We start from the raw sequence: 26329 nt of genomic DNA on the forward strand, positions 1-26329 counted from the left end.
TACATCAAGACATATTACAACCTCGATCGTTTATAAGGCTTGGCCACTCCGCCACAACATATAGGCCGCAACCACAAAAATCAGTGCGGCGAAAACCGAGTTAAGTGCGCCCTTAACTGAAGAAAGACGTTGTGAAAGCAAGGCTCCTGCAAATCCTCCTACAATACCGCCTGCAATGAACACTCCAGCCAACCACCAGTCCACGAAACCGGAAAAGGCATAGTTGATGGCGGCCGTTAGCCCAAAGACGGTCACGGCTACCAGAGATGAACCAACGGCATTGCGCATCGGCATGGCAGTTGATGCCATCAGGGCCGGTACGATGAGAAAACCGCCACCGATGCCGAAAAAGCCCGAGAATAAGCCGGTGCCGAGCCCGTAGCCCATAACTTTTGGCGCATTCTCGCGGCGGCACTGGACATCAGGATTGCCGGGATCCTTGCGATTGCGGATCATCAGTGCGCCCACTACCAGCATGAGCAAGGCGAACAGGAACAAAAGTCGTTGTCCGTCCATGGCCTTGCCCAGGGTCGAGCCGGCGTAGGCGCCCACAGCCCCTGCCGCAGCAAACATTCCGGCGCACCGCCATTTGATCGCCCCGGCCCGGGCGTGCGGAACGAGGTTAGCTGCGGCATTGGCCGCGACTGCAAGGGCGCTTGTGCCGATCGCGATGTGCGGCTGAGGCACGCCTACCAGATAGACCATGAGCGGGACGGCGAGGATCGAACCGCCCCCTCCGACCAGGCCAAGGGTAAAACCGACCAGTCCACCGGACCCTGCGCCCAGCACATACTGGATGGTGTCGAGCGCCATCGCGTCAGAGCCTATTCAGCGGCAGCTTGAGGTAGCTGACCCCATTTTCTTCGGGTTCCGGGAAATGCCCACCGCGCATGTTGACCTGTATCGATGGCAGGATCAGGCGCGGCATGTCGAGCGTGGCGTCGCGTGCCTTGCGCATGGCCACAAAATCGTCTTCGCTGATGCCGTCGTGGAGATGCACGTTGCCGCTGCGTTGCTCCGCGACAGTGGTTTCCCAGGCATAGGTATTGCGGCCTGGCGCCTTGTAGTCATGACACAGGAAAAGTCGGGTGCTTTCGGGCAGGCTCAGCAACCGCCGCACAGACCGGTAGAGGACGTGGGCATCCCCGCCGGGAAAGTCGGCGCGGGCAGAGCCATAGTCCGGCATGAACAGGGTATCCCCGATGAACACGGTATCGCCGATGACGTAGGCCATGTCCGCAGGAGTGTGCCCGGGAACATGCAGCGCAATGGCTGGAATGGAGCCGACCGAGAAACGGTCACCCTCGTCGAAAAGGTGGTCGAACTGTGAACCATCGCGTGCGAAACGGGTGCCCTCATTGAAGATCTTGCCAAAGGTCTCCTGCACGGTAAGAATGTGGCGTCCAATCGCCAATTTGCCGCCAAGCTGTTCCTGCAGGTAGGGCGCGGCTGACAGATGGTCGGCATGGGCATGCGTTTCCAGCAGCCATTCAACTTCCAAGTCCTGCTCGCGGATGTAAGCGATCAAGGCATCGGCCGAACTCGTAGAAGTGCGTCCTGACGCCGGGTCGAAATCAAGTACGCTATCGATGATTGCGGCCTTGCCGCTTGCAGGATCGGACAGCACATGGGTTACAGTAAAGGTCGCTTCATCGAAGAAGCTCCGAACCTGGACCGCCGCCGGATCGGCCTGCTGCACGATCTCTGCTGCGGCGGCAATGACGGGGTCTGACATACTCATTCCTCTCGTGGACGGTTGTCGGCGGCACCGAGGTGCCGCCGATTGCCTAACCCGGTTTAAAGGGTCTTGGTGCTGAAATACCAGTCGACATAGTCGTAGCCCTCGCCGGCGCGAGCTTCGGCTGCCGGCGCGGTCTGCGGCGGCGGCACGATCACCTTGTCACCGGGCTGCCAGCCTTCGGGCGTCGCAACCTTGTTGGCGTCGGCCGTCTGCAGGGCCTGCATAAGGCGGACAAATTCGGCAATCGAGCGACCATTCGACATGGGGTAATAGACCATGGCGCGCATCGTGCCTTCGGGGTCAATGAAGAAGGTGGCGCGAACGGCCTGGGTGTCGGACGCCCCCGGGTGGACCATGCCATAAGCGGTTGCCACCTTCATCGAGATGTCCTCGATGATCGGGAAGGGGATCTCGACGCCGAACTTCTCCTTGATCGAACGGACCCAGGCAATGTGGGCATAGTTGGAGTCGATCGACAGGCCGAGCAGTTCGGTGTTCATTGCCTTGAATTCATCGGCATGGCGAGCAAAGCCCATGAACTCAGTGGTGCAGACCGGGGTGAAGTCGGCCGGGTGAGAGAACAGAACGAGCCACTTGCCCCGGTAATCCGTCAGCGAACGTTGGCCATGGGTGGTCTTGGCACTGAAATCAGGGGCTGGCTCGTTGATCCGCGGCATGGCAGCGATAGCAATCTTTTCTTCGGTCATGGATACCTCCTTGGCTTGATGAGCGTTAGGTATCTCAGTTCAGTAAATTAGCAAAACATGATATTTTATTTACTGTGATCGAGTTTCTCAATCCAAGTTCGGCTGATACTGCCACAATCAACCGTATCCTCGCTCCTAAGGCTGCAAATTCCCGCTGAGTGCATTGAGCTGCCAAGCCGCAACAGTCTGCATACCCTCAGCTTGTAGCAGCGCAGCTTCAGCTTCGATTGCCTCACGCTCAGCATCAAGAACAGCCAGCGTTGGCCGGGCTCCGACCTGAGCCTCCAGCCTAGTTCCGCGCAGCGCTTCTTCCGCTGCATCACGGCGAAGGCGGGAAGCCTCGGTCATTCGGCGCGCTGTAGCAAGGCCTTGCCAAGCATCGATGACCATGCCTTCTAGCGCCTGATCCGCCTGGCGCAGCCTCGCCTCGCTGGCATCAAGATCCGCGTCAGCTGCCCGAGTCTGCGCCGCCACGCGGCCACCGGCCCAGAGCGTCCAGCGCCCACGAACGCCGACCGCGACGGAATCCGCCCTGTAACCTGGGAAGAACTGGTCGCGGACATGGGCCGCCTCGGCGAAGGCGCCAACCGAGGGTAGGCCTTCCGCCTTCGCAGCCCGAACCCCGGCGCGCGCCGCATCAACCCCGGCTCGTGCCTGCTGCATTGCGGGATTGGAAGCACGCGCCATGTCCAGCGCATGATCGAGCGACGGGGGAACAATCGGCAGGCCTGGCAAGGGGGTTAGTTCACCTGCAGGCGAACCGACCAGACGCTGGTATGCAGCTTCGGCTGAAATGCGGCGACCCTGCGCCTGCGCAAGCCCCGCATCGGCTTCGGCCCGGCGCGCCCGCGCCTGAGCAAGTTCAGAGCTGGCAATCTCGCCGGTCCGATAGCGCAGTCCGGCCTGCCGTTCGGTTTCAGCTAATGCGACAGCCAGTTTGTTATACCGCTCCTCCAGTTTCCGGGCGGTCAATAGCTCGGTATAGACGCTGACCGCACTCACGATCGTCTGGAGCCGGGCTTGCTCTGCACCGAAGCGCGCGATGTCCGCGCCGCTCCGCGCTTGAGCGACCGCAGAGGAAATCCGCCCGCCCGCATAGATCGGCATTTCTGCCGTCGCCTGCGCGGCCAGCGGCGAGACATTGTCGGCGGTAATGCCGAAGAAACCGCCATTGTCGATGCGGCCTGCGCCATAGGAGCCTTCGACCCGCAGTAACGGATTTCCCTCCGCCTTGGCGCGATCCAGTCGCGCTCTCGCCGCTGCCTCTCCGGCTTGTGCTTCGGCAAGCGTGGGGGCGTTTGACAAAGCACCGGAGATAGCAGCGGCGAGGTCCTGCGCCTGTGCGGAGGGGCTGCACAGAACGCAGGACAAAGCGATAAAGGAAGCGATATGGCGGCGCATCAATGCCTCGATCAGTTGAAGGCTTTACCGGGGCGAACGCCCAGCTTCTTGAAGATCATCGCTGCCGGGCAAAAACCGGTGAAGCTGGCTTGCAGCATATTCAGCCCGGCAAAAATCGTCAGCCCGATCCACCACGGGTGGACATAGATCGAAAGCACAACACTAAGCAGAACGACGAAGCCGGCAAAACGCAGGACAGCGGTATCAAGGGTCATGTCCCTATCTCCTTATTTGAAGCGGAGCTTGCGGATACCCAGAGCGTGCATCGCAAGTTTTTCGTAGAATGGTTCACTGGTGCCGCGGCGGACCTTGTGGAGGAAGTATTTCTCGAATCCGATCTTGGCCAGGTGGACCCACTTGCCGCTAGATGCCCAGTTCACATTGCGCGGGGGGATCTGCGGCTGAGCGACAAAGGCAACGCCGCCATCACCAAAGTCGGCGAGGCAGACGGCGTTCCAGGTCGCTTCTTCGGCCGGTTCCTTGCCAGCCAGTTCGAGCGCAAGGTTGGCCGCGATGGCGGTGACCATCGATTCGATCATGAAGCCGGTCTTGGGTACGCCGACCGGAACCGGTGTGGGACCAACCGGTGGGATCGCCACGCAAACGCCCAGTGAATAGACGTTCTTGAAGGTCGGGTTGCGCTGATGCTTGTCAGCCAGGATGAAGCCGCGCGGGTTGGTCAGGCCTTCGATCCCGTGGACCGCCGCGATTCCGCGAAATGCGGGCAGGATCATCGAATAGCCAAACGGCAGCGCATGTTCAGCCTTGAGGGAGCCGTCTTCTGACACCTCTTCGACGTGCATAGTGCCCTCTTCAACCTTGGCGATGCGAGCATTGGTGATCCACTTGATGTGCCGATTGCGCAACTCACTTTCGAGCAGGGACTTGGTATCGCCCACCCCGTCGAGTCCGAGGTGGCCAACATAGGGCTCTGGACTGACATATGTCATCGGCACCCGGTCACGGATCTTGCGCCGGCGCAATTCGGTGTCGAGGATCAGTGCAAATTCGTAAGCCGGGCCATAGCACGATGCCCCTTGCGCGGCGCCAATAATGATTGGCTTCGGGGCCTCGCAGAACCGGTCAAAGGCGTCGGCCGCATGTGCCGCGTGATCCGTGCGACAAACTGACTGTGTAAAGCCATCCGGTCCCAATCCTTCGACCTCGTCAAAGGCCAGTTCCGGGCCCGTGGCGATTACGAGGTAGTCATAGTCGAGCGAGGTTCCATCGTTCAGCTCGATCCGGTTCTCGGAAGGGTGAACGCGCTTTGCTCCGATTGAGGTAAAGCCGATGCCCTTCTTTTCCATGATCGGCGGAAGGTGGACCTTGATCGCATCAGGTTCCCGCCAGCGTACTGCTACCCACGGGTTGGACGGCACAAACCAGTAATCATCCTGGTCGTTGACCACCATGACCTCGGCCTTGCCTTTTACGGCGTCGCGAATCTCATAGGCAGCAATCGTGCCACCCAGCCCTGCTCCCAAAATAACAATCTTCGGCAACGCCATCAGTTTTCTCCCATCGACCCCCCCAGTTTGTAATGACCCTGCGGGACTAGACTGGCGCGAGTATGATATCGGCATTGACTTATATAAGAGTCGTACGATATGTACAAGTCATAAAGTGAGCGTCTTGGCCCTTGGGCTCGGATCACCATCGACAGGAGTGTCGCAACATGTTTGGTTTTGGAAAGTCAAAGCACAAGGAAATCAACGCTAAACAGCTCGCCGAAATGCTAGGCAAAGGCGAAGCTTTAGTGGTAGATGTTCGTGAGGCTAGTGAGTTTGCTGATGGCCACATTCCTGGCTCCGTAAATATGCCACTTTCCACTTTTCAGCCGAGCAAGCTTCCGCCGAGTGGCGGCAAGGCCATCGTCCTTACCTGCCTTGGAGGTAGAAGGTCCGGTATGGCCTTGGATAAATGTAGTGTCGCGCAAGAGGCAGTTGATACTCACCTCGCCGGTGGCTTCGGGGCTTGGACCTCGGCTGGCCTTCCGGTCGAACGATAAACAAGAATTTGGGCGGGGCTTGCAACATGCGAATCAAACTGAACGGGATTGCGGCAATCGGTCTGCTGCTGGCCTTGCCTCTGGCAGGCTGCAGCTCTGGCGAAGAAACCGCCGCGGTTCAAAAAGCCCCCGCCGGTCCGCGACTGGTTCTGGCCTCCACCGATGCGGCTGCGTGGCAAGACGTGGCGGCAGAGATTGCCACGGTCGATCAGGCGCAGGTCCTTGCCCGGATACCCGGCATCCTCACCTCCCTCTCCGTGCGTGAGGGGGATATGGTGCGCAAGGGGCAGGTGATCGGACGGATCGTCGACAGCCAGCTTGGCTATCAGTCCGGAGCCTATGGCGCCCAAGCCGCTGCGGCACAGGCGCAGGCCGCCCAGGCGGCAGCCGAGTTGGAGCGCGTGCGCTTCCTTCACCAGAACGGCGTCTATGCCAAGGCGCGGCTGGAACAGGCGCAGGCCGCAGCTTCGGCTGCGCAGGCCCAGGTCCGCGCGGCACGCGCCCAGCAAGCCGCCGTAGGCGCTGTTGCCGGACAAGGCGAGGTTGTCGCGCCGACCGATGGCCGGGTGCTGCGCGCCGATGTCCCCGCGGGTTCTCCGGTTGCTCCGGGCATGCCCATCGCCGTAATCACTGCTGGCCCCACCATCGTGCGCCTGACCATGCCGGAATCGCTGGCCGATAAGGTCCGCCCCGGTGCGCAGGTCATGGCTGACGGAAGGTCTGGCCGCGTGGTGAAAGTCTATCCAGCGATCACTGCGGGTCAGGTCATCGCCGATGTCGACATGCCCGGCATCGACAACAGCACGATCGGGCGCCGCGTGGCGGCCAAGGTCGAAACCGGCAGCCGCAAGGCCCTGCTGGTTCCGGCCAGCTATGTCACCAGCCGCTATGGCATCGATTACGTTACGGTTCTCGCCAAGGACGGCAGCGCGGCGCAGGTTCCGGTCCAGACCGCCCCCTCGGCGGAAACCGGTAAGGTAGAACTGCTTTCGGGCGTTGCTGCGGGCGATACGCTGATCGCGCCGGCCAAGGGGGGCTGAACCAATGGACCTGGGCATTTCGGGCAAGCTGACCCGGGCGACGATCCAGTCGCCGCTGACGCCGTTGTTTCTGCTTGCCGCGATCATCGTCGGCCTGATCGCGACCATCTCGATCCCTCGCGAGGAAGAGCCGCAGATCAAGGTGCCGATGGTCGACATCATGGTCCAGGCACCCGGTCTGGCCGCAGCCGATGCGGTAGAACTGGTGGCCAAGCCGCTTGAGACCATCGTGCGCAGTGTGGACGGCGTGGAGCACGTCTATACCCAGGCGCAGGATCACGGCGTGATGGTCACCGCCCGCTTTCTGGTCGGTTCCAACCCGGAAGATGCCGCGATCCGCATCAATGAAAAGATCGAGGCGAACAAGCACCGCATTCCGGCCGGGATACCATTCCCGCAAGTCACCGTGCGGGGGATCAACGATGTGCCGATTGTCGTCCTGACATTGACCCCGAAGCCGGGGGCGGCAGGGCAATGGAACGATCAGGCTCTGGCCGAACTGGCCGGTAAGCTGCGCACCGAAATGGCCAAGGTTGATGATGTCGGCCTCACCTTCCTGACCGGGGGCCAGCGCATGGCCCTGCGCGTGGTGCCTGATCCGGGCAAGCTGGCGACCTATGGCGTGCCGCTGGGCAATCTGATCGAAGCCGTGACCCAGGCCAACCGCGCCTTCCCGGTCGGCAACGTGCGCGAGGCAGGTCAGGCAACCTTGGTCGTTGCCGGACATAGCCTGGGTGACGCGCAGGAACTGGCGAACATTCAGGTCCGTAGCGCCCGCGGCGCGCCGGTGCTGCTGTCCGATATTGCCCGGGTCGAGCAGGCCCCCACGCAGGACCAGGCCCGGTCATGGCGCTGGGCCAAGGACGACAAGGGCCAGTGGAACATGGCACCCGCCGTCAGCCTGGCCATTGCCAAGCGTGCCGGGGCCAATGCCGTGACCGTATCGGAACAGGTGGTCGAACGCGTCGAAGGCCTGAAAGGCAGTCTCATCCCCGCTGGGGTCGAAGTTGCGGTGACTCGCAACTATGGCGAAACCGCCAATGAAAAAGCCAATGAGCTGATCTTCCACCTTGCCTTGGCCACGGTATCCATCGTGGCCCTGATCGGCTTTGCCATCGGCTGGCGCGAGGCAGGCGTTACCGCAATCGTCATCCCGACAACGATCATGCTGACCATGTTCGCTTCGAACGTGATGGGCTTTACCATCAACCGCGTCAGCCTGTTCGCCCTGATCTTTTCCATCGGCATTCTGGTCGATGATGCCATCGTCATGATCGAGAACATCGCCCGCCATTGGGCCATGGGGGATAAGCGGAGCCGGATCGACGCCGCAGTGGAAGCCGTGGCCGAAGTGGGCAACCCGACGATCATCGCCACCCTGACCGTGGTCGCGGCGCTGCTGCCGATGCTGTTCGTCTCGGGCCTGATGGGCCCCTATATGGCGCCGATCCCGATCAATGCTTCGGCAGCCATGATCTTCTCGTTCTTCGTGGCGGTGATCATTGCCCCCTGGTTGATGATCCGCTTTGCGCGCAAAGCTCTGACCCATGGCCATGATGCCCACGGCGGCAAGCTGGGCGCGCTGTACAAGCACTATGCGCTGAAAGTGATTGCCACGCGGGAAGGAGCCAAGCGGTTCCTGATCGGTGTCGGCGTGGCGACGCTGGTTGCCTGCTCGATGTTCTACTTCAAGGCAGTCACGGTGAAGCTGCTGCCGTTCGACAACAAGAGCGAAGTGCAGATCGTTGCCGACCTGCCCGAAGGCACCAGCCTTGAGGCCACTTCGCGGGTGCTGGAGCAGGCCGCAGCGGTTGCTCGGCAACTGCCTGAAGTCGTTTCGATGGAAGCCTATGCCGGCGCTTCGGCTCCGTTCAATTTCAACGGGCTGGTGCGGCACTATTTCCTGCGCAACCAGCCGGAAATGGGCGACCTGATGGTCACCCTGCTGCCCAAGGGCGATCGCTCGCGAGCCAGCCATGACATCGCCGTTGATCTGCGCGAACGGCTGAAGAGCCTTCCTCTGCCCGCAGGAACGTCGCTGAAGGTGGTGGAAACCCCGCCGGGCCCGCCGGTGCTCGCCACGCTTCTTGCCGAGATTTACGGCCCAGACGAAGCAACGCGCCAGAAGACTGCGGCCCAGGTGGAAAAGCTGTTCCGCTCGGTGCCCTTCGTGGTTGACGTGGACAACAGCTTTGGCCAGCCCCGACCCGTGCTCCGCCTCGTGCCTGATAGGGCCAAGCTTGACCAGTATGGCCTGTCCGAGCGGCACCTGTTCGATTCCATCGGCGCGCTGATGGGCACCCAGGTCATCGGCTATGCTCCGCGCGGCGGCAATGAGCGGGAACCGCTGCCGATCGAAATTGCCCTCGATCAGGCGCAGCGCCAGTGGTCGGCCACCCTCGCCGCAACCCCGGTTGCTGCAACGCCCACAGGTCAGTTGATTGCCCTGGGCGATCTGGTCACGGCGAGCATCGAACCTGGCAGCCCGGCGATTTTCCGCCGCGACGGGCGCGGTGCGGCCATGGTCACGGCAGAGCTGGCCGGTCGCTACGAAGCGCCCATCTATGGCATGCTGGCGGTCAACGACGCGGTGGACGGCTTTGACTGGAAGGCGGCTGGGCTGTTCAAGCCCGAGGTCCTGCTCAACGGCCAGCCCGCTGACGAAAGCAAGCCCAAGCTGCTGTGGGATGGCGAATGGGAAATCACCTGGGTGACGTTCCGCGACATGGGCGCGGCCTTCATGGTCGCACTGCTAGGCATCTATGTCCTCGTCGTCGGCCAGTTCCGCAGCTTCACCCTGCCGCTGGTAATCCTGACCCCGGTTCCGCTGACCCTTGTCGGCATCGTCCTTGGCCACATGCTGTTCCAGGCGCCCTTTACCGCCACCAGCATGATCGGATTCATCGCCCTAGCCGGGATCATCGTGCGCAATTCGATCCTGCTGGTCGATTTCATTCGCCACACCCGCTCGGCGGACAAGTCACTGCGCGAAACCCTGCTTGAGGCCGGGATGATCCGGTTCAAACCGATCGTGCTAACTGCCGCAGCGGCGATGATCGGGGCGGCGGTCATCCTGACCGACCCGATTTTCCAGGGTTTGGCGATCTCGCTGCTGTTCGGTCTTGCCAGTTCGACGCTGCTGACGGTCCTAGTGATCCCCGCCATTTACGTGCTGCTGCGCGACGACGGAATTGCCTACACGGAAGAAACCCAATGAAGCCCGCTGACCTTTCCGAACTCAAAGCCAACGCTGCCGCAATGGCCTCGCGCATGAAACTAATGAGCCATCCAGAGCGACTTCTGATGTTGTGCCGGATGGATGAGGGCGAAGTGTCTGTTGGTGAGCTGGTTGAGCTATCAGGCCTGTCACAGTCATCGGTGTCGCAGCATCTTGCCATGCTGCGAGATGAGAATGTCGTCACTATCCGCGGCGAGGCCCAGACGCGGTTTTATAGTCTTAACGATCCGACCGTCCGGGCCATTATTCATGCGCTCTGTGATCTTTGCGGGGAAACGGTTCGGTAAGGGTGTCAGGAAAAATGGCAATCGAACCGCTCCTGATCATCTGCCCGAACTGTACGACAGCCAACCGCGTGCCACGCGACAAAATCGCCGCGAACGGCAAGTGCGGTCGATGCTCGGGCCCTCTGTTCAACGGCCATCCGGTCACCCTTGGGGCGACAAATTTTGATGCTCATGCAACCCGCAGCGATATCCCACTACTGGTTGATTTCTGGGCTTCCTGGTGCGGGCCTTGCTGCCAGATGGCGCCCGCGTTTGAAGCAGCTGCAGCACAGCTGGAACCACAAGTCCGGCTTGGTAAACTGGATACCGAGGCTGAGCAAGCTATTGCCGGACGCTTCGGGATCCGCTCGATCCCTACGCTCATCATGATTCACAAAGGACGCGAGATAGCCCGTCAGTCGGGAGCCATGTCGCACGCAGCTATCGTAACGTGGGCGCAGCGCATTATTGGAGCGTTGTGAAGCACTCGGCCTATTGGACTTTAATTCAGGGATTTCTGCGATGACCACTTCCTCCGAACACCATGGCGATGCCCTCAAGTATGAAGACTGGGCCGGCGAAATGGGGGCGCGCTGGCTCGCCAACCTCACGGGCTTTGAAAGCACGATTGCTCCGGCCGGCGCGGCGCTGCTGGCCCATGCCGCCTATCAGCCGGGAGAACGCGTGGTGGACATCGGTTTTGGCGGCGGGGCGACCAGCCTTGCCATTGCCAAGGCCGTCACCCCGGAAGGGGAAGTCGTTGGCATCGATATTTCTCCTGACCTTGCCGCTGCCACGACGCGCCGTGCGGCGGCTGCCGGAATTGCCAATGCGCGCTTCATCTGCGCCGATGCGGCGACCGTTGCCGTACCCGAGGCGCCGTTCGACCGGCTGTGTTCGCGCTTTGGCTCGATGTTCTTTTCCGAGCCGGTCTCGGCCTTCGCAAACCTGCGCGGTTTGCTGAAGCCGGGTGGACGGCTCGATCTTGCCGTCTGGGGGCCGCCGCAGCAGAATCCATGGATGCTCGAAGGCATGGCCGTCGCCCGCCGTCATGTCGAAATGCCCGCGCCCGTGCCGCGCGCGCCAGGGCCGTTTACCTTTGAAGAGCACGATTACATGGAAGAAACGCTGATTGCGGCAGGCTTCAGCAATGTGAACATCGTTGCGGCCAAGGGTGAGCTGCCCGTCGGCGGTCCAGGCGCCACGCCGGAACAGGCGCAAGCCTTCGTGCGCCACGCGCTCGCCTTTGGACAGGCGCTGCTCGATTACCCACCGGTGGTCCAGGAGGCGGCTGCCGCGGAGCTGACATCACTTTACACCAAATACTATCGCCCAGGCGAAGGGGTGATGATGGGTTATGCCATCTGGCTAGTCAGCGCCAATGCCTGACAATCGCGGCTTTGCCATACGTCTATGGGGCGCGTGCCTGCCAGCAGTCCTGCTTTTTGCCGCACCGGCATTGTCTGAACCCACACCGGTTACGGTGCGGGTCATCAGCCAAGACGCCAAGTTCGTTGGCGATAGTACCGGCGGGGCGCAGGTGATCCTGCGCGATGCGGAGAGCGGGCGCATTCTCGCCGAGGGCATAACGGCAGGCGGCACCGGCGATACGGATCGGATCATGCAGTCGACCGGCCGCAGTCCGCTGCGCGCGACGGACGATGCAGCCGCCTTTTACGCAACGCTGGATCTCGTCAGGCCAACTTTGGTCGAACTGGAGGTCAAGGGCGCGCTTGGCCGCCCAGGTTCAGCCGTCAAGGTTACTGCGCAGCGCTGGATGATGCCCGGAGTGCCGATGACCACCGGCGATGGGTGGAGCATCGAATTGCCCGGCCTTGCTGTGACTCCCACGGCCAGCATTGAGCCAGAGGGCTTGCGGATTACGGCGAAGGTCGAGCCGATGTGCGGTTGTCCGCTGACCCCTGGCGGCCTATGGGACTCTGCCGATTACGAGGTTGAGGCAAGCCTCTGGCAGGGTGGTCAGCAGCTTCGCAGGGCGGAACTTGCATTCGTGTCATCGCCGGGTGGCTTCGCCCGGACGCTCCCGCTGCAGGCGAGCGGGCGCTACACCCTCGTCCTGTTCGCGCGCAACAGGGTTACCGGAAGTTCGGGGTTGGGACGGATCGAAGTCCAGGTTCCCTGATCTCCACCGCAAGGAAAGGCCTTTGCTGCCATGATCCTGTTCTGGGCCCTGCTGATTGCCTTTGCGACCGTGGGATTGTGCGTCATCGTCCACTATGAGGCGCTGCGCCTCACCTCGCTGTTCATTCCCCGGCTGACCATTCCGCCGCGACCCAAGGTCCTGGTGGTGATCGCGGCAGTTTTTCTCGCTCACCTGGCCGAGATCGTTATCTTTGCGGTTACGTACCGGTTGATGCAGCCTTTTCCTCAGCTGGGCGAGATCGCGGGCCACTTTTCCCGAAGCGCGGTCGATTATTTCTACTTCTCGATCACCAGCTTCACGACGCTGGGCATTGGCGACCTGTTCCCGCATGGTGCCTATCGCATCGTGGTCGGTTTTGAATCCCTGACGGGCTTCGGGCTGATCGGCTGGTCAGTGTCTTTCACCTATCTTGTCATGCAGGAATTCTGGACCCAGCATGGGCCCAGGCCCAAGCGCAAAATTGGCCGTGATGGGCGATGAACGCGCGGCTCACTCAGGTCTCCAAGGAGTGCCAGCATGCCTAACATCAATCTGGAAGCTGTCTTGCTGGAAGCGCTAGACGACGAGCGCAAGGCTGAGGCGACTTATGGTGCCGTCATTGAGAAATTTGGCGAGGTCAGGCCCTTCATCAACATCATCGAGGCCGAACGGCGCCATTCCGCAGCGATTGAGCGGCAGATGACACGCCTAGGTTTCGCGATCCCGGCCAATCAATGGCAAGGCAAGGGCATGGCCCCTGCTACGCTGGCAGAGGCTTGCCGTATGGCCATCGAGGCCGAGGTCGAGAACATCGCCCTTTATGATCGGCTGCTACCCGCCATCGCCGACGCTTCCGTCCGGCATGTCCTGCAGAACCTGCAGGATGCATCGCGAGATAATCACTTACCGGCGTTTCGCCGCTGCCTTGAACGTGAGAACGGCGGGGGCGGAAGTGGCGGCGCCAGAGATGGACAGGGAAGTCAGGGTCGACATGGTCGGGGTCGGGGCCCTCGCGGCGGATGCTCGACCTGATCACGCGGCAGCATCGCCTCCCCAGCTGGAGCAAGATGCGGCCTCTGCAGTAGGCCGATCGGGCAGGCTTTGATGCGATGCTAGTCGCCAGACCGCAATGTCCCGGCTCTTGCGTAAAGGGGCTAAGGTTACGGCCGTTCCAGCGCCCGGATCGCAATGTCGAGCTGAACGCGGGTAATCTCGCCCGTGTGGACCTGGCGGACCGTGCCATCGCTGGCAATGAACAGGGTCGTCGGCAGCGCTCCGGCGCCAGTCATCTCGCTCAGCAGCCCTGACGGATCGCTGGCGACATGGGCAGGATCAAGCCCTTGAGCGCGCAGGAAAACCCTGATCTGGGCGGACGTTTCGCCCTGGTTCACCAGCAGGATTTCGGCCCGGCGCTCCGTTGCGGCCGCCCGCGTCAGCATCGGCATTTCGCGGCGGCAGGGTGGGCACCAGGTGGCCCATAGGTTCAGCACGATGGGCCGCCCCCGCAGGTCTCCAATCTGCCAGTGCGGCGAAACGCCGGGCTCCGCTGTAACCCGCTCCAGGGTCAGGGCCTGCGGCAGGCGGAGCGACGATTTGCTCTCTCCGGCAGCTAGGAAGCCGGCCCAAGCTAGAGCCAGGCCGGCCAGCACACCCAGCCCGGCTAGTACCGGTCTGCTTTGGCGCAAGGTCACGATTACCACCAGTCCGGCGGCTGCCACGCCGGCACGCCAGTCCCAACCGCCCAGCCATGCCTGCAGAGCCGCGACCGGCTCCAGCGCATAGCTTTCGCGATACTGCCAGACGTGGCCAGCCCGTGCGGCGATGATGCCCGCCAGCAGGGCCAGGCCTGCCGGTTGCCAGGCAGCCACGCGATAGCGGCGCGCGATCCAGTCCAGTGCCGTCAGGAAAGCGAGCATCAGGCCCACTGCCAAGAGGCGGTCCAGCGCCAGTGCTAGCGGGCCAATCTGGATGATGGTGTCCGGGTTCAAGGTGCTTTGCCGATCATGACGAATATCAATGACGTTGTAACTGCCACGTCTAGCAGGAACGCTTCCCCGATTGTCCAGAGCGGGAACATTGCCATGAATGCAACATTTATCTAAAACGATCAAACAGGGGCGGATCAGGAGGGGAATATGGACGATAGTGACGGTAAGGCTTGTTACGCCCCGGTACGCATTGGCGAAGCCGCGCCGGATTTCGTTGCTCGTTCGACCGAAGGAATGGTTCGCCTGTCCGACTATCGCGGCCGCTGGCTGGTGTTCTTCTCGCACCCTGGCGACTTCACCCCGGTCTGCACCAGTGAATTCGTGGCTTTCGCCCGTACCTTTGACCGCTTCGAGGCTTTGGGTTGCAGTCTGCTTGGCCATTCGGTCGACAGCTTGTTTTCCCATCTCGCCTGGATCCGCGCCTTGCATGACGACTTGGGCGTCACTGTGCCGTTTCCCATCGTCGAGGATCCCAACCTCGAGATCGCGCGCGCCTTTGGCATGGTTTCAGCCGAAGCACATAATGCAGCATCAGTGCGTGCAGCCTATTTCATCGATCCGGCAGGCATTGTCCGCGCGATGAACTGGTATCCGATGGCCGTTGGGCGTTCGGTTGATGAGATCTTGAGGATCGTTACTGCACTCCAGCGTACGGAAGATGGGCAATGTCTGGCGCCTGAAGGCTGGCAGCCGGGCGATCGGTTGCTGGCGCCGCCGGGGTTCAGCAAGGACGACGCCCTGGCCGCCGACAAGGCGACGGAATGGTTCTATCGTCCAGTTACGGACCAGCAGTCATGATGGCGCCTGACACTTCCCAGACTGCGACCAGCACCGAGGAGCAGGCTGAACTGCTGCGCGTGCTCGGCCACCCGATGCGCCTTGCGGTTCTCAAGGAGTTGACCGGGGGCGAGCGCTCGGTGGGCGACATCGCGGAGCGCACGGGGCTTGGTCTCTCTGTGCTCAGTCAGCAACTGGCGATACTGCGCAAGGCGGCGCTGGTCTCTTCGCGGCGTGAAGCCAAGCAGGTGTTCTACACGATTGATGCCGATCAGATGAAAGTGGCCCGAGCCGTTCTTGATGACTTGGTTCCCGCAGGCGAGGTGAATGTTCCGAAGGAGAATATTGGCTTCGGTAACGCCCGGCTCGGCGCGGCCATGTTTGCCCGTGTCAGCCGCGTTACGCGCTGACAGGGACGAGCGTGACCACCTGACGAGCGAGCGCGTGCAGTCCGCTGCGGTGGCTGACCAACACCAATCCAGTTTCGGTGCGGTCCAGCCAGGCGGACAAGCGCTGATACAGCGCGTGCTCCGTTTCGGGATCCAGGCCCTCACTCGGCTCATCGAGCACGAGCCAGGGTTTGCCCGCTAGCAGCGCACGGGCCAGCACCAAACGCTTGCGCTGGCCGCCCGACAAGCGCGCGCCATTGTCGCCGAGCCACTGAGTAAGCCCTTCGGGAAGGTTGCGGACCGTTTCAGCAAGGCAAGCGGTTTCCAGCGCAGCCCACATTTCCGGCTCGCTAATGCCCTGGCGGGCCAGGCGCAGATTGTCCGCGACGGTGCCGGCAATCAGTCCGGCATCCTGCGCAGCGTAGGCAAAGAGCGGGCGCAGGCCTGCTAGCCCCAGGGTGCGAACGCCCTGCCCGTCCACGGCCAGGCCCTCCGGCGCATCGCTGCGCAAGCCGATGAGCGTGCCCAGCAGGCGCGACTTGCCTGACCCCGAAGGCCCGCCAATCAGCAGGCGCCCGCCCGGCGGCACGACATAGGATTGACCCTCGATGGTGAGGGCAATGCTCCCGCCGTTAGTGGACAAAGCCGCATCGATCTCGCGGGCAGGCAGCGTGGCGATGCTTTCCAGGCGGATGATGGCATCCTGCACGCGCAGGCGCTCCATGTCCGTCCGGGCCAGCACCGACCAATTTTCCGCCGCGGCTGCCGCCGCAAGCGCTGCCAGGGCAACCAGCGCTGCGCCGCCATCGGCAAGCGCCAGCACGCTCGCCACGGTCAAGCCGGCCAACACCAATTGCGCGCCCTGTATCACCGCTTCGCCCCGGACCACCGCACTGCGCGCCGCGTCCAGCGCGCGGGCGTGCGGCTCCAGCGCGGCGATGACCTGCGTGCCAAGGTTATAGACCGCGATTTCGCCGGAACAGGCGGCATAACTCGTATAGTCAGCCTTGAGACGATTGAGAGCTGCAGCATGGTCCTGACGGGGCTTTGTCAGCAGCCGGGGCGCCAGCACCCGCGAGGATAGCCGCATCGCCGCAAGGCCCGCCAGCAAGGCAAGCGCCGCCGGCAAGCCTGCAAGGCTTGACGCGATCAGGCCCGCACCTGCTCCGGCCAGCGCACCCGGAACCGTGACCTTGCGTACCACGCTGTCCTCTAGCGCATCGACATCGGAGCCAAGCCGCGCTGCCATATCACCGCTGGACTGGGCCAGAGCGCGGGATGGGTCGGTTCCTGCAAGCTTTGCAAACAGCGTAGGCCGCAAGTCCGCCAGGGCAAAGAGCGCGGCCCGGTGGCTGTACAAGCGCTCACTATAGCGGCTGAGCGTGCGGGCGATTGCCAGCCCCCGGATCCCGGCACTGGGCAGTAGGTAGTTGAAGGCGCGCACGCTGGCGATGCCGCTCGCCCCGGCAATGGCAGCGCCGGTCAGGAACCAGCCGGACAAGGCCAGAAGCGCTACTCCGGCCACCGCCGCAACCATGGCCAGGCTGATGGCAATGACCGTGCTTCGGCGCTGCCTGCGTGTTGCATCGCGCAGGAGACGTTCGATCATGCCATCACCATGCGGCTTGTCGCACAGGCAATCAGCGCCGGATCGTGCGTCGCCGCGATCACCAGGCGGCTGCGGGCAGTGTCTTGCAGTAAGGCAATGACCTTGGCAGCGGTTTCGGGGTCGAGATCAGCGGTCGGCTCATCGAGCAGCAGCACTGGCCGCTCGCTGCCAATAGCGCGCACCAGCCCGATCCGGCGCCGTTCGCCGCCGGACAGGCCGGAGCCGCGCGGATCGATCGTCAGGTCTTCACCTCGCGCGGCGATCAGGGCGGACAATCCGCTTGCCTCGGTTAACCGGGCCAGTTCCTGCGGTGCCAGGCTCTTGTTCCCCAGTTGAAGGTTGTCAGCCAGCGTGCCTGGCAGCAGCAGAGGGCGTTGCCCGGCCCAACCGGTAAGAGCCAGCAACTCTTCCGCGGCCACCGGCGTACCATCATGGATAATCTGCCCCCCCGATACAGGCGCCAGTCCGATCAGAGCATGGAGCAGCGAGGATTTACCGACCCCTGTTGGGCCAGTGACGACATGGAGGCCGGGCCCCCGCCAAGACGCGGTGATCGGGCCAATAGAATTGCCGTCATCGTAACGGATCATAAGGCCTTGGGTGCTGAGCTCGCCGATGCGATCGGGCAGAGGGGCTGTAGCGGGCGGCGTGGTACGATGAGCTTGTTCTAGCGCTGCGGCCACGCTGCGTTCTGCCGCTTGACCCTGCTGCTTGTCATGGTAGGCCGCCGCTAGCCGCCGCATGCCCAGATAGAATTCCGGGGCGAGCGCGAGGGCGAAGAAGGCCTCGCCAAGGCTCAGGTCTTCCGGGGCCGGGAACGGTAGCAGCCCCAGTAGCGAGAAGCCGCAATAGACCGCCACTAGTGCGACAGATAGGGCCGCGAAGAACTCCATCATGGCGCTGGATACGAAGGCGATTTTCAGGATCTGCATGGTCCGGGCCGCAACATCGCGGGCGGCTCCGCCGATCTGGCGCGTAACGCGATCCTCCGCCCCGAAAGCCAGGATCGCCGGAAGCGCGGCTACGCGATCGACGAACAGGCCGGACAATCGTGAAAGGGCCAGGAACTGCCGGTCCGCCTCCGCTTTGCCGGCGAGTCCCGCCAGCGCCATGCCCGCCCCGAAGGGGATCAGCGTTGCCAGCAGGATCAGGGCCGAAAACCAGCTGGCCAGAGCGACCGCTGCTGCGATGATCAGCGGGGATAGCATGGCCGCCATCCGCAGCGGCTGAAAGCGGGCGATTAGTCCTTCATGCGCTTCCACGTCGTCGATCGCTACGCGCAGATCCTCGCCAATCAGGCGGCCGCCCATTTGCCCGCTTGGCAGCAATGCGGTCATCACACTGGCTCGCAATGCAGACTTCGCATGAGTGGCTGCCTGTTGGCCTTTCAGCCCCGCTAAGGCCTGAGCGCCGGCGCGAAGCAATCCGCTTAACCCTACCCCGGCCAGCAGCCCCCAAGCCTGATTTGCAAGCCCACCAGCTGTCCACGATGCGATAAACGCGGCCAGACACCCGGCGAACAGCACGGCGCCTACTGTGTCACCCAGCCACCATAGTGTTGCGATCTGGCCGGTCAGGCTTGACGACCTTATGAGAGAGGATCGAGGCTGGTGCAGGGGCATGGATACTTTCAGATCACAATTGACGACAGTGTCATGTTAGCATATTCGCAAATTCAATAATTGAGTGGATGCGCTGAGTCGAGTCCCGTCCGGCAATAGGGCCGGTGAAGGAGCGTGCATATGGATATGGCTGTTGTCGAGCTTAGTCGGCTCCAGTTCGCGCTAACCGCGATGTATCACTTTCTTTTTGTTCCCCTGACACTTGGCTTGTCGTTCTTGCTGGTCATTATGGAAAGCATCTATGTGATGACCGGCCGGGAAATCTGGCGGACCATCACGCGCTTCTGGGGCAAGCTGTTCGGCATCAACTTCGTGCTCGGCGTTGCTACCGGCATCACCATGGAGTTCGAGTTCGGGACCAACTGGGCTTATTACTCGCACTACGTTGGCGACATTTTCGGGGCGCCGCTGGCGATCGAAGGGCTGATGGCCTTCTTCCTTGAAGCGACGTTTGTGGGCCTCATGTTCTTTGGCTGGGACAAGCTGTCGAAGGTTGCGCACCTGGTAGTCACATTCCTCGTCGCGCTCGGCTCCAACCTTTCGGCGCTGTGGATCCTCATCGCCAATGGCTGGATGCAGAACCCGGTCGGTGCGCGCTTCAATCCTGAAACCATGCGCATGGAAGTGATCGATTTCTATTCGGTCCTGTTCAACCCGGTCGCGCAGGCCAAGTTCGTACACACCGTCAGCGCGGGCTATGTCGCGGCATCGGTCTTCGTCATGGGCGTGTCCGCCTACTATCTGCTCAAGGGCAAGTGGACCAATGTGGCCCGCCGATCTATGATGGTCGCCTCCGCCTTTGGTCTGGCTTCCTCGCTCTCTGTCGTCGTGCTGGGTGACGAATCCGGCTACGCACTGACTGACAACCAGCGCATGAAGCTCGCCGCGATCGAGGCCATGTGGCACACCGAGGAGGCCCCTGCCGGCCTCTCGATCTTCGGCATTCCGGACATGGAAGCCCAGGAGACGCACTTTGAAGTGAAGGTCCCCTATGTGCTGGGCCTGATTTCCACCCGCAGCCTGACCGGCGAGGTCATGGGCATCAACGAACTGGTGCTGAAGGCGGACGAACGTATTCGTAGCGGCATCGTTGCTTATGACGCGGTCGAGAAGCTGAAGGTCAACCGCACGGATATGGCCGCGCGCGAGCAGTTTGAACGGCACAAGGCCGATCTTGGCTATGCCATGCTGCTCAAGCGTCACGTGGCCGATCCGCGCGCTGCCAGTGATCAGCAGATCTTGCTGGCCGCGAAGGATACCATTCCCAACGTGCCGGTGATGTTCTGGCTGTTCCGTATCATGGCGGGGCTCGGCTTCTTCTTCATCGGGTTCTTCGCGTTGGCCTTCTACTGCGCCTCGGCGTGTCAGTTCAGCAAGCCTTGGTTCTTGAAGATCGCGGTCGCCATTATCCCGCTGCCGTGGATCGCGATTGAGTTCGGTTGGATGTTGGCGGAGATCGGACGGCAACCCTGGGCCGTGGAAGGCGTATTGCCGACGTTCCTTGCCGCATCCTCGCTCTCCATCAGCCAGATCTGGACCACGATCATCGGCTTTACGTTACTCTACGGTACTTTGGCTGTCATCGAGGTGCGCCTGATGATCGCCACCATCCGGAAGGGTCCGGTAGAGCACCATGAACCCGAAATGTCGCGCGGCCAGGCGGGCTATGCTCCGCTGCCGGCGGAATAAGGGAGGAACACGAAATGGAAATCCCTCTCGACTACGAAACCCTCCGGGTAATCTGGTGGGGTCTGATGGGCACCTTGCTGATTGGCTTTGCACTGACTGATGGATATGACCTCGGCGTGGCCTCACTGATGCCCTTCATCGGCAAGACGGACGAGGAACGCCGCATGGCGATCAACGCCATCGCGCCGCACTGGGAAGGCCACCAGGTTTGGTTCATCCTGGGCGGCGGGGCGATCTTTGCGGCCTGGCCGTTCGTCTATGCGGTCAGCTTTTCCGGCTTTTACCTCGCCATGTTCCTGGTGCTGTCGGCCCTGATCCTGCGCCCCGTGGCGTTCAAGTACCGGTCCAAGCGCCCGGACGCCGCCTGGCGCAGTCGCTGGGACTGGGCGCTGTTCATCGGAGGCTTCGTGCCCGCGCTGGTGTTCGGCGTGGCAGTGGGCAACGTGCTGCAGGGCGCGCCGTTCCGGCTCGATAGCGACTTGCGTAGTTTCTACGAGGGCTCGCTGCTGGGCCTGTTCTCGCCCTTTGCGCTGATGACCGGGCTGCTTTCGGTCGCGATGGTGGTGATGCATGGCGCCGGCTTCCTCTCGGTCAAGATCGAGCGGGGGGCCGTGCTGGACCGTGCCCGGCGGATCGGCAGCGTGGCAGCCATCGCCAGCGTCATCCTGTTTGCGGCCGGCGGCCTGTGGGTTGCCAATGGCGCGATGGGCTTCCGGCTGGAAGGCGTGGTCGATCCGAATGGTCCCTCCAACCCCCTGTTCATCAAGACCGTGGCCGCTCCGGGTGCGTGGATTGACAATTACGGTCGCTATCCCTGGATGGTGATTGCGCCCATTCTGGGCCTGGTCGGACCGCTTGTTGCGCTGCTGGGTATCCGCCACCACAGCCATGTGCTGCACTTGGCCGGATCGTCGCTGGCCACTGTCGGCATCATCGCCACGGTCGGCCTGTCGATGTTCCCCTTCATCCTGCCCAGTTCGATCGATCCGCAATCGAGCCTGACAGCGTGGAACGCCTCGTCCAGCCACCTGACGCTGTGGATCATGCTGATCGTGACGGTGATCTTCCTGCCGCTGGTTCTGACCTACACCGCCTGGGTGATGAAGGTCCTGTTCGGCCGGGTGACCCTGCGCGACGTGCGCACTAACCCCGACTTCTATTAAGGAGCCAAAACGATGTGGTATTTCGCATGGATCTTGGGGCTCGGCCTGGCGCTCGCCTTTGGTATCATCAACGGGATGTGGCATGAATTCCAGTCGCCACTGGATGAGGACCCTAACTTGTGATGCGCCTGATGTTCGCCGGCGCGGCCCTGGGGCTCGCCGGATGTGCGGCACCTGCGCCGCAACCGGTGGATGTTTCAGCCAAGTCGGCAGCGCTGGTCGACCGCTTTCAGGCTGATCTTCAGGGACAGTTGCAGGAGGCGATGAAAGCCGGCGGCCCGGTGGGCGCTATCGGTGTATGCCAGCAGGCAGCACCGGCCATCGCCGCCAGCCTGTCTAAGGAAAGCGGGGCCGAGGTGCGTCGGATCGCGCTGAAGGAGCGCAACCCTGCCGCAGCGCCGGATGGTGAAATGCGCAAGCGGTTGGAGCAGCTGGCAGCCGCACCTTTGACCGCAGATGGGAAACCGTCAACGCTGCAGTGGACCAGCGGTTCGGGTTCTGGTGCCAAAGCGCATTATATGCGCGCGATTCCGATGAAGGAGCAGCCCTGCGCCGCCTGCCACGGCACTAATATCGCGCCCGATGTGAGTGAAAGGTTAGCGGAACTCTACCCGTTTGATCGGGCGACCGGGTTCAAGCCGGGCGACTTGCGCGGAGCAATCGCGATAAGCTGGCCAATCGCAGAAGATGCACAATAACGGATAGGAGCAGATGGCATGAAGGGCTTTGTCGACAACATCGAGAAGCTTACGGAAGAGAACGACGATTTTCGGCGTGTGCTTTACACCGGCCACAATCTCCAGCTGGTCCTCATGGCCATCCAGCCCGGTGAAGAGATCGGCGAGGAAGTCCACGACGATCGTGACCAGTTTTTTCGCATAGAAGGCGGCGAAGGCGAAATCTGGATCGACGGCGTCTGCAACAAAGTCAGCGCTGATGACGGCGTAGTTGTCCCACAGGGCGCGCGCCACAACGTGATCAGCACGGGAAAGGAGCCGTTGCGGCTCTACACTATCTATGGTCCGCCAGAGCACATTGATGGCACGGTCCACAAAACCTGTGCCGCCGCTGCTGTCGATCACAAACACTTTGATGGGCGCACGACCGAGTAAGGCCTCTCGTATTTATAGCTTTATTCGATGATGGAAGTCCTGATCAGGGGAAAAGCGATGCACAAAGACTGGAACGCAATGGCAAGTGAGCTCTCTTCCGCCATAAAAGAGGTGCGACTTGGCTCACCTGAGGTAACGAAAGCTTTCTCGGCTATGGCTAAGGCCGCCACGGAAGATGGTGTGCTCAATACCAAAACGAAAGAGCTAATCGCACTTGCAATATCTGTTGCTATCCGTTGCGATGGTTGCGTTGCATTTCATTCGCAGGCGGCAGTGAAGCACGGAGCAACTCGGGAGGAAGTGATGGAGGTCATGGGCATGGCGCTCTATATGGGTGCCGGTCCAAGCCTTATGTATGCTGCGCAAGCAGTTGAGGCATTTGATCAATTTTCTTGCAAGGACTAGCGCGGTCCCGAAGTTATTCATGCCAAATTGATACAGCCAAAAACTGGCGCCACAAAATGCGGCGCCAGTTCTTCGAATTTCAACGAACTGCCCAGCGCAGTTTCACAAATGCCGACCGACCAGAACCAGGCAGCCGCATGCCCAACGGCACATTGGACCCGCTGATGCGGTTGTAGCCTGCGAGATGTTCCAAATAGTACCGGTCGAACAAGTTCTCGATGCCAAAATCCAGACGCAGGCCATCGCGTACCAGCCAATGCCCATAAAGATTGGCCAAGAAATACCCCTTGCTCGGTGCTTCTCCATTCGTGGATGATAGCTTCTTCTGAGCTGTAACAGCTTGGCCCTCAAGCGATAAGGACCAGCTTGCCGCTTCCCATGCGAATGCCAGTCTGCCATTCGCTGGTACCATACGGTAAAGGTTGTCGTTTATGTCTTGCCGCTTGCCCCTGACGTAGCTGGCAACACCATCGATCCGCAGCGGACCAGCTATCTTCGCACCGAATGCGAGGTCAGCACCCCAGATATCGGCTTCTGTATTAGCAAAACGCAGCGGCGTAGCATCACCGCTAGCCTGTGCAACCATCTCGACCGATGTGTTGACCAAGCCTGGCGTCGCATCGAAGGGAACCCCTTGGATGAAGTCGTCGATCCGCCGATAGTAGACCACTGGACGAGCGTAGGCGATTGCACTTGACCAGTCGAAGCCAGCTTCGGCGACCCAGGCCTTTTCAGCTTTTAGCGATGGTGATCCGACATAGATGTTGCCGTCTGCGAGGCCTCCGCTTGCCTCGGTAGGAAGCCATGAAAATCGTTCGATCAGGCTTGGCGCTCGGGTCTTTCGTGCGAGTGTAAGGCGAGGAGTGATCGCACCAAAATCTGCCCAGAGCCGAAGAGAAGTATCGAATGTAGTGCCAGACCAGTCTCGATCGGCGTTAGCGAAGGCCAGGGCAAGATTGGCAGGTCCGAGTGGTACGCCAGGACCAAAGCGGGGCGCACCAGTTTCCGCCCCGTGCCGGTCGAGCCGCGCGCCCAGTTCTACCTCGACTGGGCCGAGGCCGCCGCGCCATTCTGCAAATGCACCCAATCGATCACTTTCTGCGTGATCCAGAGGATGAATAAAGAAGTTTGTGGAAAGCGGGTTGTAGAGCATATAGCCCTTGTCGATGAGCTCGACATCGGCACCTAGCCGAACATACCGTGATGCTGAGCCAAATCGAAGCGAGATGTCAGCGCCAATCGTGTCGGCATATGTGTCTGATTGACGGGTCATAGCTGTAGTCGGTGCGGGGCGCAGTTCGAAATTGTTCATCCGGTGGCTGACCCCGGCATAATCTGCATGCGCTTCGAGCCGGAAGCCATCAGCCAGGTCGCCTTCAAAGCCGATCCGGACGAAGTCCGTGTGGAAATAAATGATGTCCATGGCGAACGGTGGGTTGCCCGAACGGCCGGTTTCCTGCCGGCGATATTCCAAACTCAATTCGCCAGACCCGGCGCGTAACCCAGCATGCACACCATAAACCGCGCGTTCATATCCTGTGGTGGCGATACGACCGCCTGGGAAGCGCGTGTCATCGCCTTTTTCTCGAGATGCAATCAGGCCAATGCGGAAGGTGTCGTTTGCAAGACCAACCAAGCCGCCCAGCGCAATGCTGTCATCTACGCTGCGATATTGCCCGGAGATGTCGGCTTGCGGAGCCATGGTATTGCCCTCGCTGAATCTAACCTGCTTGAGGATTGTGTTGATCCCTCCGCCAAGGCCCGGTCCATCGCGAACCGGAGAAATGCCCCTCGCGATCTCTACCCTATCGATTAGCGCCATAGGCGCGTAATGCATTGCCGGATCCATGGCGTTGGGACCGCCTGTGGCAAAATGCTGGCCATTAATCCTGACAGCGATGCGCTCGCCGAACAGCCCTCGCATCTGCACCTGACCTGAAAGAGCACCGTTGTCTACGAGTGCAGCGCCTGGCTGACGGGCAATAAAAGCGGCGCCATCCGGGCTGGTAGCGTGTTCATCTTCAGCTGCCGCAGTTTTCTGTAAGGCGGTGATCCTGGCGGCTGTAACTACGATGGTTTCGGCAGAAGGTGTTTCACCTTCGGCAGCAAGCACTTGGGTTGGCGCTGTCAGAGCCACCGCGATTGCCAGCAAGGAAGCTTTCATTGTGTTTCTTTCTTCAATCTAATTTCCATGCAGACACCGCTACGGCGCGCTCCACGGCGGCCAAATTTGCCCATGTATCTACAGAGATGATGAAACCTGTTCACTGAAAAGCCTGACCAACCGAAGCGGATGTCAGACACGCGCACAGGCAAAGCCTGAGCGCAGGTCAGCAGCGAACGAGGTGTCTATTGTCCGCTGCGCGAGCTTAGCTCAGCGCAGGCGGGCCTTGGGAGGGCGGCGGCGGTGCCGCAAGACGACTGATCGTCAGGTCTGCAATTGCCGTGCCGACAAAGATTGTCAGACCGTAAACAAACGGCTGGATGGTGGGCAGCTCAGCACTTGTGAGCAGGCCATGGCCCAAACCCGCCGCGAAAACGCACGGACTATCAGCAGCGTGCTTCTGCGTCTCGCTAGGAAGCTTTTTGCCAAGGTCAATCGTAACTGTCTTACCGGAGACGCCGGAGCAGAGTTCTACAACCAGACCTTGGGCACTGACCGTTGGCATAAAGCCAGTCGGGATCAGAATCCGCAGGGAGAGTGCGAGCAGAACGGTAATCGCGAACAGCGATTTTCCTGCTTTCGATTCTCGGACCCATGCGTTCATGGCCGGGCGCGGTAGCGAAAGATTATTACTTTGTCACCCTCTCAGCCGAACTTTGGGTGCGGACTGCATCCCCTGTTCTGAGAGGATATGTAAATGAGCCCCAAATGCTCGATAATGAGATTCGAAATGTTATGACAGTTAATAAAATTCAATAACTTATGGTCCAGAGATGGGGTGGATGCCGCTCTCCCCAACGGTGTCATAATGCACCAGCATTACGGTGCATTAGCCATCGGGATAGGAGAGGCAACATGACGGACGTA

At 61.2% G+C, this 26329-nt stretch carries 28 protein-coding genes; 17 read left to right on the plus strand and 11 right to left on the minus strand.

The genetic code is table 11. From position 1 onward, the window contains the following. Positions 1 to 30 precede the first annotated feature (30 nt). The 6 genes from IE113_RS09090 to IE113_RS09115 form a co-directional block, all read right to left on the minus strand. Entirely contained in the window at positions 31 to 813 is a 783-nt protein-coding gene (locus IE113_RS09090) for a sulfite exporter TauE/SafE family protein (RefSeq protein WP_101797232.1), read from the minus strand. A 4-nt stretch (positions 814 to 817) separates the two neighbouring features. Continuing rightward, positions 818 to 1735, minus strand: a complete 918-nt coding sequence (locus IE113_RS09095) for an MBL fold metallo-hydrolase (protein ID WP_101797231.1) — start codon at positions 1733 to 1735, stop codon at positions 818 to 820. 62 nt (positions 1736 to 1797) lie between these two features. Beyond that, positions 1798 to 2448, minus strand: a complete 651-nt coding sequence (locus tag IE113_RS09100; RefSeq protein ID WP_101797230.1) for a peroxiredoxin — start codon at positions 2446 to 2448, stop codon at positions 1798 to 1800. Between the two features lie 135 nt (positions 2449 to 2583). Further along, positions 2584 to 3849, minus strand: coding sequence for a TolC family protein (locus IE113_RS09105; RefSeq protein ID WP_189540632.1), 1266 nt, complete (start codon positions 3847 to 3849; stop codon positions 2584 to 2586). An 11-nt stretch (positions 3850 to 3860) separates the two neighbouring features. Further along, entirely contained in the window at positions 3861 to 4064 is a 204-nt protein-coding gene (locus tag IE113_RS09110) for a YgaP family membrane protein (protein ID WP_101797228.1), read from the minus strand. Positions 4065 to 4076: 12 nt separating this feature from the next. Then, a complete protein-coding gene (locus IE113_RS09115) occupies positions 4077 to 5357 on the minus strand; it encodes an NAD(P)/FAD-dependent oxidoreductase (RefSeq protein WP_189540634.1) in 1281 nt (426 codons plus the stop codon). 167 nt (positions 5358 to 5524) lie between these two features. Between IE113_RS09115 and IE113_RS09120 the strand changes: the two genes are divergently transcribed. From IE113_RS09120 to IE113_RS09160, 9 genes are read left to right on the plus strand one after another with little or no spacing between them, the layout of a single operon-like run. Further along, a complete protein-coding gene (locus IE113_RS09120) occupies positions 5525 to 5857 on the plus strand; it encodes a rhodanese-like domain-containing protein (protein WP_101797226.1) in 333 nt (110 codons plus the stop codon). 26 nt (positions 5858 to 5883) lie between these two features. Next, positions 5884 to 6897: an efflux RND transporter periplasmic adaptor subunit gene (locus tag IE113_RS09125; protein ID WP_101797225.1), complete on the plus strand. Its 1014-nt coding sequence runs from the start codon at positions 5884 to 5886 to the stop codon at positions 6895 to 6897. Between the two features lie 4 nt (positions 6898 to 6901). Then, positions 6902 to 10114, plus strand: a complete 3213-nt coding sequence (locus IE113_RS09130) for an efflux RND transporter permease subunit (protein ID WP_189540636.1) — start codon at positions 6902 to 6904, stop codon at positions 10112 to 10114. Further along, positions 10111 to 10422: an ArsR/SmtB family transcription factor gene (locus IE113_RS09135; protein ID WP_101797223.1), complete on the plus strand. Its 312-nt coding sequence runs from the start codon at positions 10111 to 10113 to the stop codon at positions 10420 to 10422. Before IE113_RS09130 ends, IE113_RS09135 begins: the two co-directional genes overlap by 4 nt. 14 nt (positions 10423 to 10436) lie before the next feature. Further along, positions 10437 to 10883, plus strand: a complete 447-nt coding sequence (gene trxC / locus IE113_RS09140) for a thioredoxin TrxC (RefSeq protein WP_101797222.1) — start codon at positions 10437 to 10439, stop codon at positions 10881 to 10883. A gap of 40 nt (positions 10884 to 10923) precedes the next feature. Further along, positions 10924 to 11790, plus strand: a complete 867-nt coding sequence (locus IE113_RS09145) for a class I SAM-dependent methyltransferase (RefSeq protein WP_189540638.1) — start codon at positions 10924 to 10926, stop codon at positions 11788 to 11790. Further along, entirely contained in the window at positions 11783 to 12544 is a 762-nt protein-coding gene (locus IE113_RS09150) for a hypothetical protein (protein WP_144039855.1), read from the plus strand. Before IE113_RS09145 ends, IE113_RS09150 begins: the two co-directional genes overlap by 8 nt. A gap of 30 nt (positions 12545 to 12574) precedes the next feature. Further along, positions 12575 to 13045, plus strand: a complete 471-nt coding sequence (locus IE113_RS09155) for a potassium channel family protein (RefSeq protein WP_101797219.1) — start codon at positions 12575 to 12577, stop codon at positions 13043 to 13045. Positions 13046 to 13081: 36 nt separating this feature from the next. Continuing rightward, positions 13082 to 13576 carry a ferritin-like domain-containing protein gene (locus IE113_RS09160; RefSeq protein WP_229822242.1) on the plus strand — a complete coding sequence of 165 codons (495 nt, stop codon included), beginning with the start codon at positions 13082 to 13084 and terminating at the stop codon, positions 13574 to 13576. A gap of 128 nt (positions 13577 to 13704) precedes the next feature. Here IE113_RS09160 and IE113_RS09165 read toward each other — a convergent pair whose 3' ends face one another. Beyond that, on the minus strand, positions 13705 to 14532 hold the full coding sequence (locus IE113_RS09165; RefSeq protein WP_189540640.1) for a TlpA disulfide reductase family protein: 828 nt from the start codon (positions 14530 to 14532) through the stop codon (positions 13705 to 13707). A gap of 147 nt (positions 14533 to 14679) precedes the next feature. On the opposite strand from IE113_RS09165, the gene IE113_RS09170 reads away from it, so the two are divergent. Continuing rightward, positions 14680 to 15330, plus strand: coding sequence for a peroxiredoxin (locus tag IE113_RS09170; RefSeq protein ID WP_101797217.1), 651 nt, complete (start codon positions 14680 to 14682; stop codon positions 15328 to 15330). Continuing rightward, the gene (locus IE113_RS09175) at positions 15327 to 15719 is read left to right on the plus strand and encodes an ArsR/SmtB family transcription factor (protein WP_158241510.1); all 393 of its coding nucleotides are present in this window, start codon (positions 15327 to 15329) and stop codon (positions 15717 to 15719) included. Before IE113_RS09170 ends, IE113_RS09175 begins: the two co-directional genes overlap by 4 nt. On the opposite strand, the gene IE113_RS09180 is transcribed toward IE113_RS09175, so the two are convergent. Next, on the minus strand, positions 15709 to 17235 hold the full coding sequence (locus tag IE113_RS09180) for an ATP-binding cassette domain-containing protein (protein WP_229822243.1): 1527 nt from the start codon (positions 17233 to 17235) through the stop codon (positions 15709 to 15711). The genes IE113_RS09175 and IE113_RS09180 overlap by 11 nt on opposite strands. 68 nt (positions 17236 to 17303) lie before the next feature. Further along, positions 17304 to 18929 carry an ABC transporter ATP-binding protein/permease gene (locus IE113_RS16360; RefSeq protein ID WP_101797214.1) on the minus strand — a complete coding sequence of 542 codons (1626 nt, stop codon included), beginning with the start codon at positions 18927 to 18929 and terminating at the stop codon, positions 17304 to 17306. A 120-nt stretch (positions 18930 to 19049) separates the two neighbouring features. Between IE113_RS16360 and IE113_RS09190 the strand changes: the two genes are divergently transcribed. From IE113_RS09190 to IE113_RS09215, 6 genes are read left to right on the plus strand one after another with little or no spacing between them, the layout of a single operon-like run. After that, the gene (locus tag IE113_RS09190; RefSeq protein WP_101797213.1) at positions 19050 to 20618 is read left to right on the plus strand and encodes a cytochrome ubiquinol oxidase subunit I; all 1569 of its coding nucleotides are present in this window, start codon (positions 19050 to 19052) and stop codon (positions 20616 to 20618) included. A 14-nt stretch (positions 20619 to 20632) separates the two neighbouring features. Further along, positions 20633 to 21781, plus strand: coding sequence for a cytochrome d ubiquinol oxidase subunit II (gene cydB / locus IE113_RS09195; protein ID WP_101797212.1), 1149 nt, complete (start codon positions 20633 to 20635; stop codon positions 21779 to 21781). 12 nt (positions 21782 to 21793) lie between these two features. After that, a complete protein-coding gene (gene cydX / locus IE113_RS09200) occupies positions 21794 to 21904 on the plus strand; it encodes a cytochrome bd-I oxidase subunit CydX (RefSeq protein WP_101797211.1) in 111 nt (36 codons plus the stop codon). Further along, entirely contained in the window at positions 21904 to 22479 is a 576-nt protein-coding gene (locus IE113_RS09205; RefSeq protein ID WP_101797210.1) for a Tll0287-like domain-containing protein, read from the plus strand. Before cydX ends, IE113_RS09205 begins: the two co-directional genes overlap by 1 nt. An 18-nt stretch (positions 22480 to 22497) precedes the next feature. Further along, positions 22498 to 22893, plus strand: a complete 396-nt coding sequence (locus IE113_RS09210) for a cupin domain-containing protein (RefSeq protein ID WP_101797209.1) — start codon at positions 22498 to 22500, stop codon at positions 22891 to 22893. A 30-nt stretch (positions 22894 to 22923) separates the two neighbouring features. Next, positions 22924 to 23298, plus strand: coding sequence for a carboxymuconolactone decarboxylase family protein (locus tag IE113_RS09215; RefSeq protein WP_444544210.1), 375 nt, complete (start codon positions 22924 to 22926; stop codon positions 23296 to 23298). Positions 23299 to 23377: 79 nt separating this feature from the next. Here the strand turns inward: IE113_RS09215 and IE113_RS09220 are convergent, their stop codons facing one another. Together IE113_RS09220 and IE113_RS09225 are read right to left on the minus strand one after the other, a co-directional pair. After that, entirely contained in the window at positions 23378 to 25462 is a 2085-nt protein-coding gene (locus IE113_RS09220) for a TonB-dependent receptor (protein ID WP_189540644.1), read from the minus strand. A gap of 205 nt (positions 25463 to 25667) precedes the next feature. Beyond that, positions 25668 to 26066, minus strand: coding sequence for a hypothetical protein (locus IE113_RS09225; protein WP_189540646.1), 399 nt, complete (start codon positions 26064 to 26066; stop codon positions 25668 to 25670). Between the last annotated feature and the right edge of the window lie 263 nt (positions 26067 to 26329).

This window comes from Novosphingobium arvoryzae (assembly GCF_014652615.1).
Taxonomy (GTDB): Bacteria; Pseudomonadota; Alphaproteobacteria; order Sphingomonadales; family Sphingomonadaceae; genus Novosphingobium; species Novosphingobium arvoryzae.

What these genes read in the sequence shown, in the direction of transcription:
- IE113_RS09090 (WP_101797232.1), bottom strand. Translation starts at nt 813, where the DNA reads ATGGCGCTCGACACCATCCAGTATGTGCTGGGCGCAGGGTCCGGTGGA.
- IE113_RS09095 (WP_101797231.1), bottom strand. Translation starts at nt 1,735, where the DNA reads ATGTCAGACCCCGTCATTGCCGCCGCAGCAGAGATCGTGCAGCAGGCC.
- IE113_RS09100 (WP_101797230.1), bottom strand. Translation starts at nt 2,448, where the DNA reads ATGACCGAAGAAAAGATTGCTATCGCTGCCATGCCGCGGATCAACGAG.
- IE113_RS09105 (WP_189540632.1), bottom strand. Translation starts at nt 3,849, where the DNA reads ATGCGCCGCCATATCGCTTCCTTTATCGCTTTGTCCTGCGTTCTGTGC.
- IE113_RS09110 (WP_101797228.1), bottom strand. Translation starts at nt 4,064, where the DNA reads ATGACCCTTGATACCGCTGTCCTGCGTTTTGCCGGCTTCGTCGTTCTG.
- IE113_RS09115 (WP_189540634.1), bottom strand. Translation starts at nt 5,357, where the DNA reads ATGGCGTTGCCGAAGATTGTTATTTTGGGAGCAGGGCTGGGTGGCACG.
- IE113_RS09120 (WP_101797226.1), top strand. Translation starts at nt 5,525, where the DNA reads ATGTTTGGTTTTGGAAAGTCAAAGCACAAGGAAATCAACGCTAAACAG.
- IE113_RS09125 (WP_101797225.1), top strand. Translation starts at nt 5,884, where the DNA reads ATGCGAATCAAACTGAACGGGATTGCGGCAATCGGTCTGCTGCTGGCC.
- IE113_RS09130 (WP_189540636.1), top strand. Translation starts at nt 6,902, where the DNA reads ATGGACCTGGGCATTTCGGGCAAGCTGACCCGGGCGACGATCCAGTCG.
- IE113_RS09135 (WP_101797223.1), top strand. Translation starts at nt 10,111, where the DNA reads ATGAAGCCCGCTGACCTTTCCGAACTCAAAGCCAACGCTGCCGCAATG.
- trxC (WP_101797222.1), top strand. Translation starts at nt 10,437, where the DNA reads ATGGCAATCGAACCGCTCCTGATCATCTGCCCGAACTGTACGACAGCC.
- IE113_RS09145 (WP_189540638.1), top strand. Translation starts at nt 10,924, where the DNA reads ATGACCACTTCCTCCGAACACCATGGCGATGCCCTCAAGTATGAAGAC.
- IE113_RS09150 (WP_144039855.1), top strand. Translation starts at nt 11,783, where the DNA reads ATGCCTGACAATCGCGGCTTTGCCATACGTCTATGGGGCGCGTGCCTG.
- IE113_RS09155 (WP_101797219.1), top strand. Translation starts at nt 12,575, where the DNA reads ATGATCCTGTTCTGGGCCCTGCTGATTGCCTTTGCGACCGTGGGATTG.
- IE113_RS09160 (WP_229822242.1), top strand. Translation starts at nt 13,082, where the DNA reads ATGCCTAACATCAATCTGGAAGCTGTCTTGCTGGAAGCGCTAGACGAC.
- IE113_RS09170 (WP_101797217.1), top strand. Translation starts at nt 14,680, where the DNA reads ATGGACGATAGTGACGGTAAGGCTTGTTACGCCCCGGTACGCATTGGC.
- IE113_RS09175 (WP_158241510.1), top strand. Translation starts at nt 15,327, where the DNA reads ATGATGGCGCCTGACACTTCCCAGACTGCGACCAGCACCGAGGAGCAG.
- IE113_RS09180 (WP_229822243.1), bottom strand. Translation starts at nt 17,235, where the DNA reads ATGGTTGCGGCGGTGGCCGGAGTAGCGCTTCTGGCCTTGTCCGGCTGG.
- IE113_RS16360 (WP_101797214.1), bottom strand. Translation starts at nt 18,929, where the DNA reads ATGCCCCTGCACCAGCCTCGATCCTCTCTCATAAGGTCGTCAAGCCTG.
- IE113_RS09190 (WP_101797213.1), top strand. Translation starts at nt 19,050, where the DNA reads ATGGATATGGCTGTTGTCGAGCTTAGTCGGCTCCAGTTCGCGCTAACC.
- cydB (WP_101797212.1), top strand. Translation starts at nt 20,633, where the DNA reads ATGGAAATCCCTCTCGACTACGAAACCCTCCGGGTAATCTGGTGGGGT.
- cydX (WP_101797211.1), top strand. Translation starts at nt 21,794, where the DNA reads ATGTGGTATTTCGCATGGATCTTGGGGCTCGGCCTGGCGCTCGCCTTT.
- IE113_RS09205 (WP_101797210.1), top strand. Translation starts at nt 21,904, where the DNA reads ATGCGCCTGATGTTCGCCGGCGCGGCCCTGGGGCTCGCCGGATGTGCG.
- IE113_RS09210 (WP_101797209.1), top strand. Translation starts at nt 22,498, where the DNA reads ATGAAGGGCTTTGTCGACAACATCGAGAAGCTTACGGAAGAGAACGAC.
- IE113_RS09215 (WP_444544210.1), top strand. Translation starts at nt 22,924, where the DNA reads ATGGAAGTCCTGATCAGGGGAAAAGCGATGCACAAAGACTGGAACGCA.
- IE113_RS09220 (WP_189540644.1), bottom strand. Translation starts at nt 25,462, where the DNA reads ATGAAAGCTTCCTTGCTGGCAATCGCGGTGGCTCTGACAGCGCCAACC.
- IE113_RS09225 (WP_189540646.1), bottom strand. Translation starts at nt 26,066, where the DNA reads ATGAACGCATGGGTCCGAGAATCGAAAGCAGGAAAATCGCTGTTCGCG.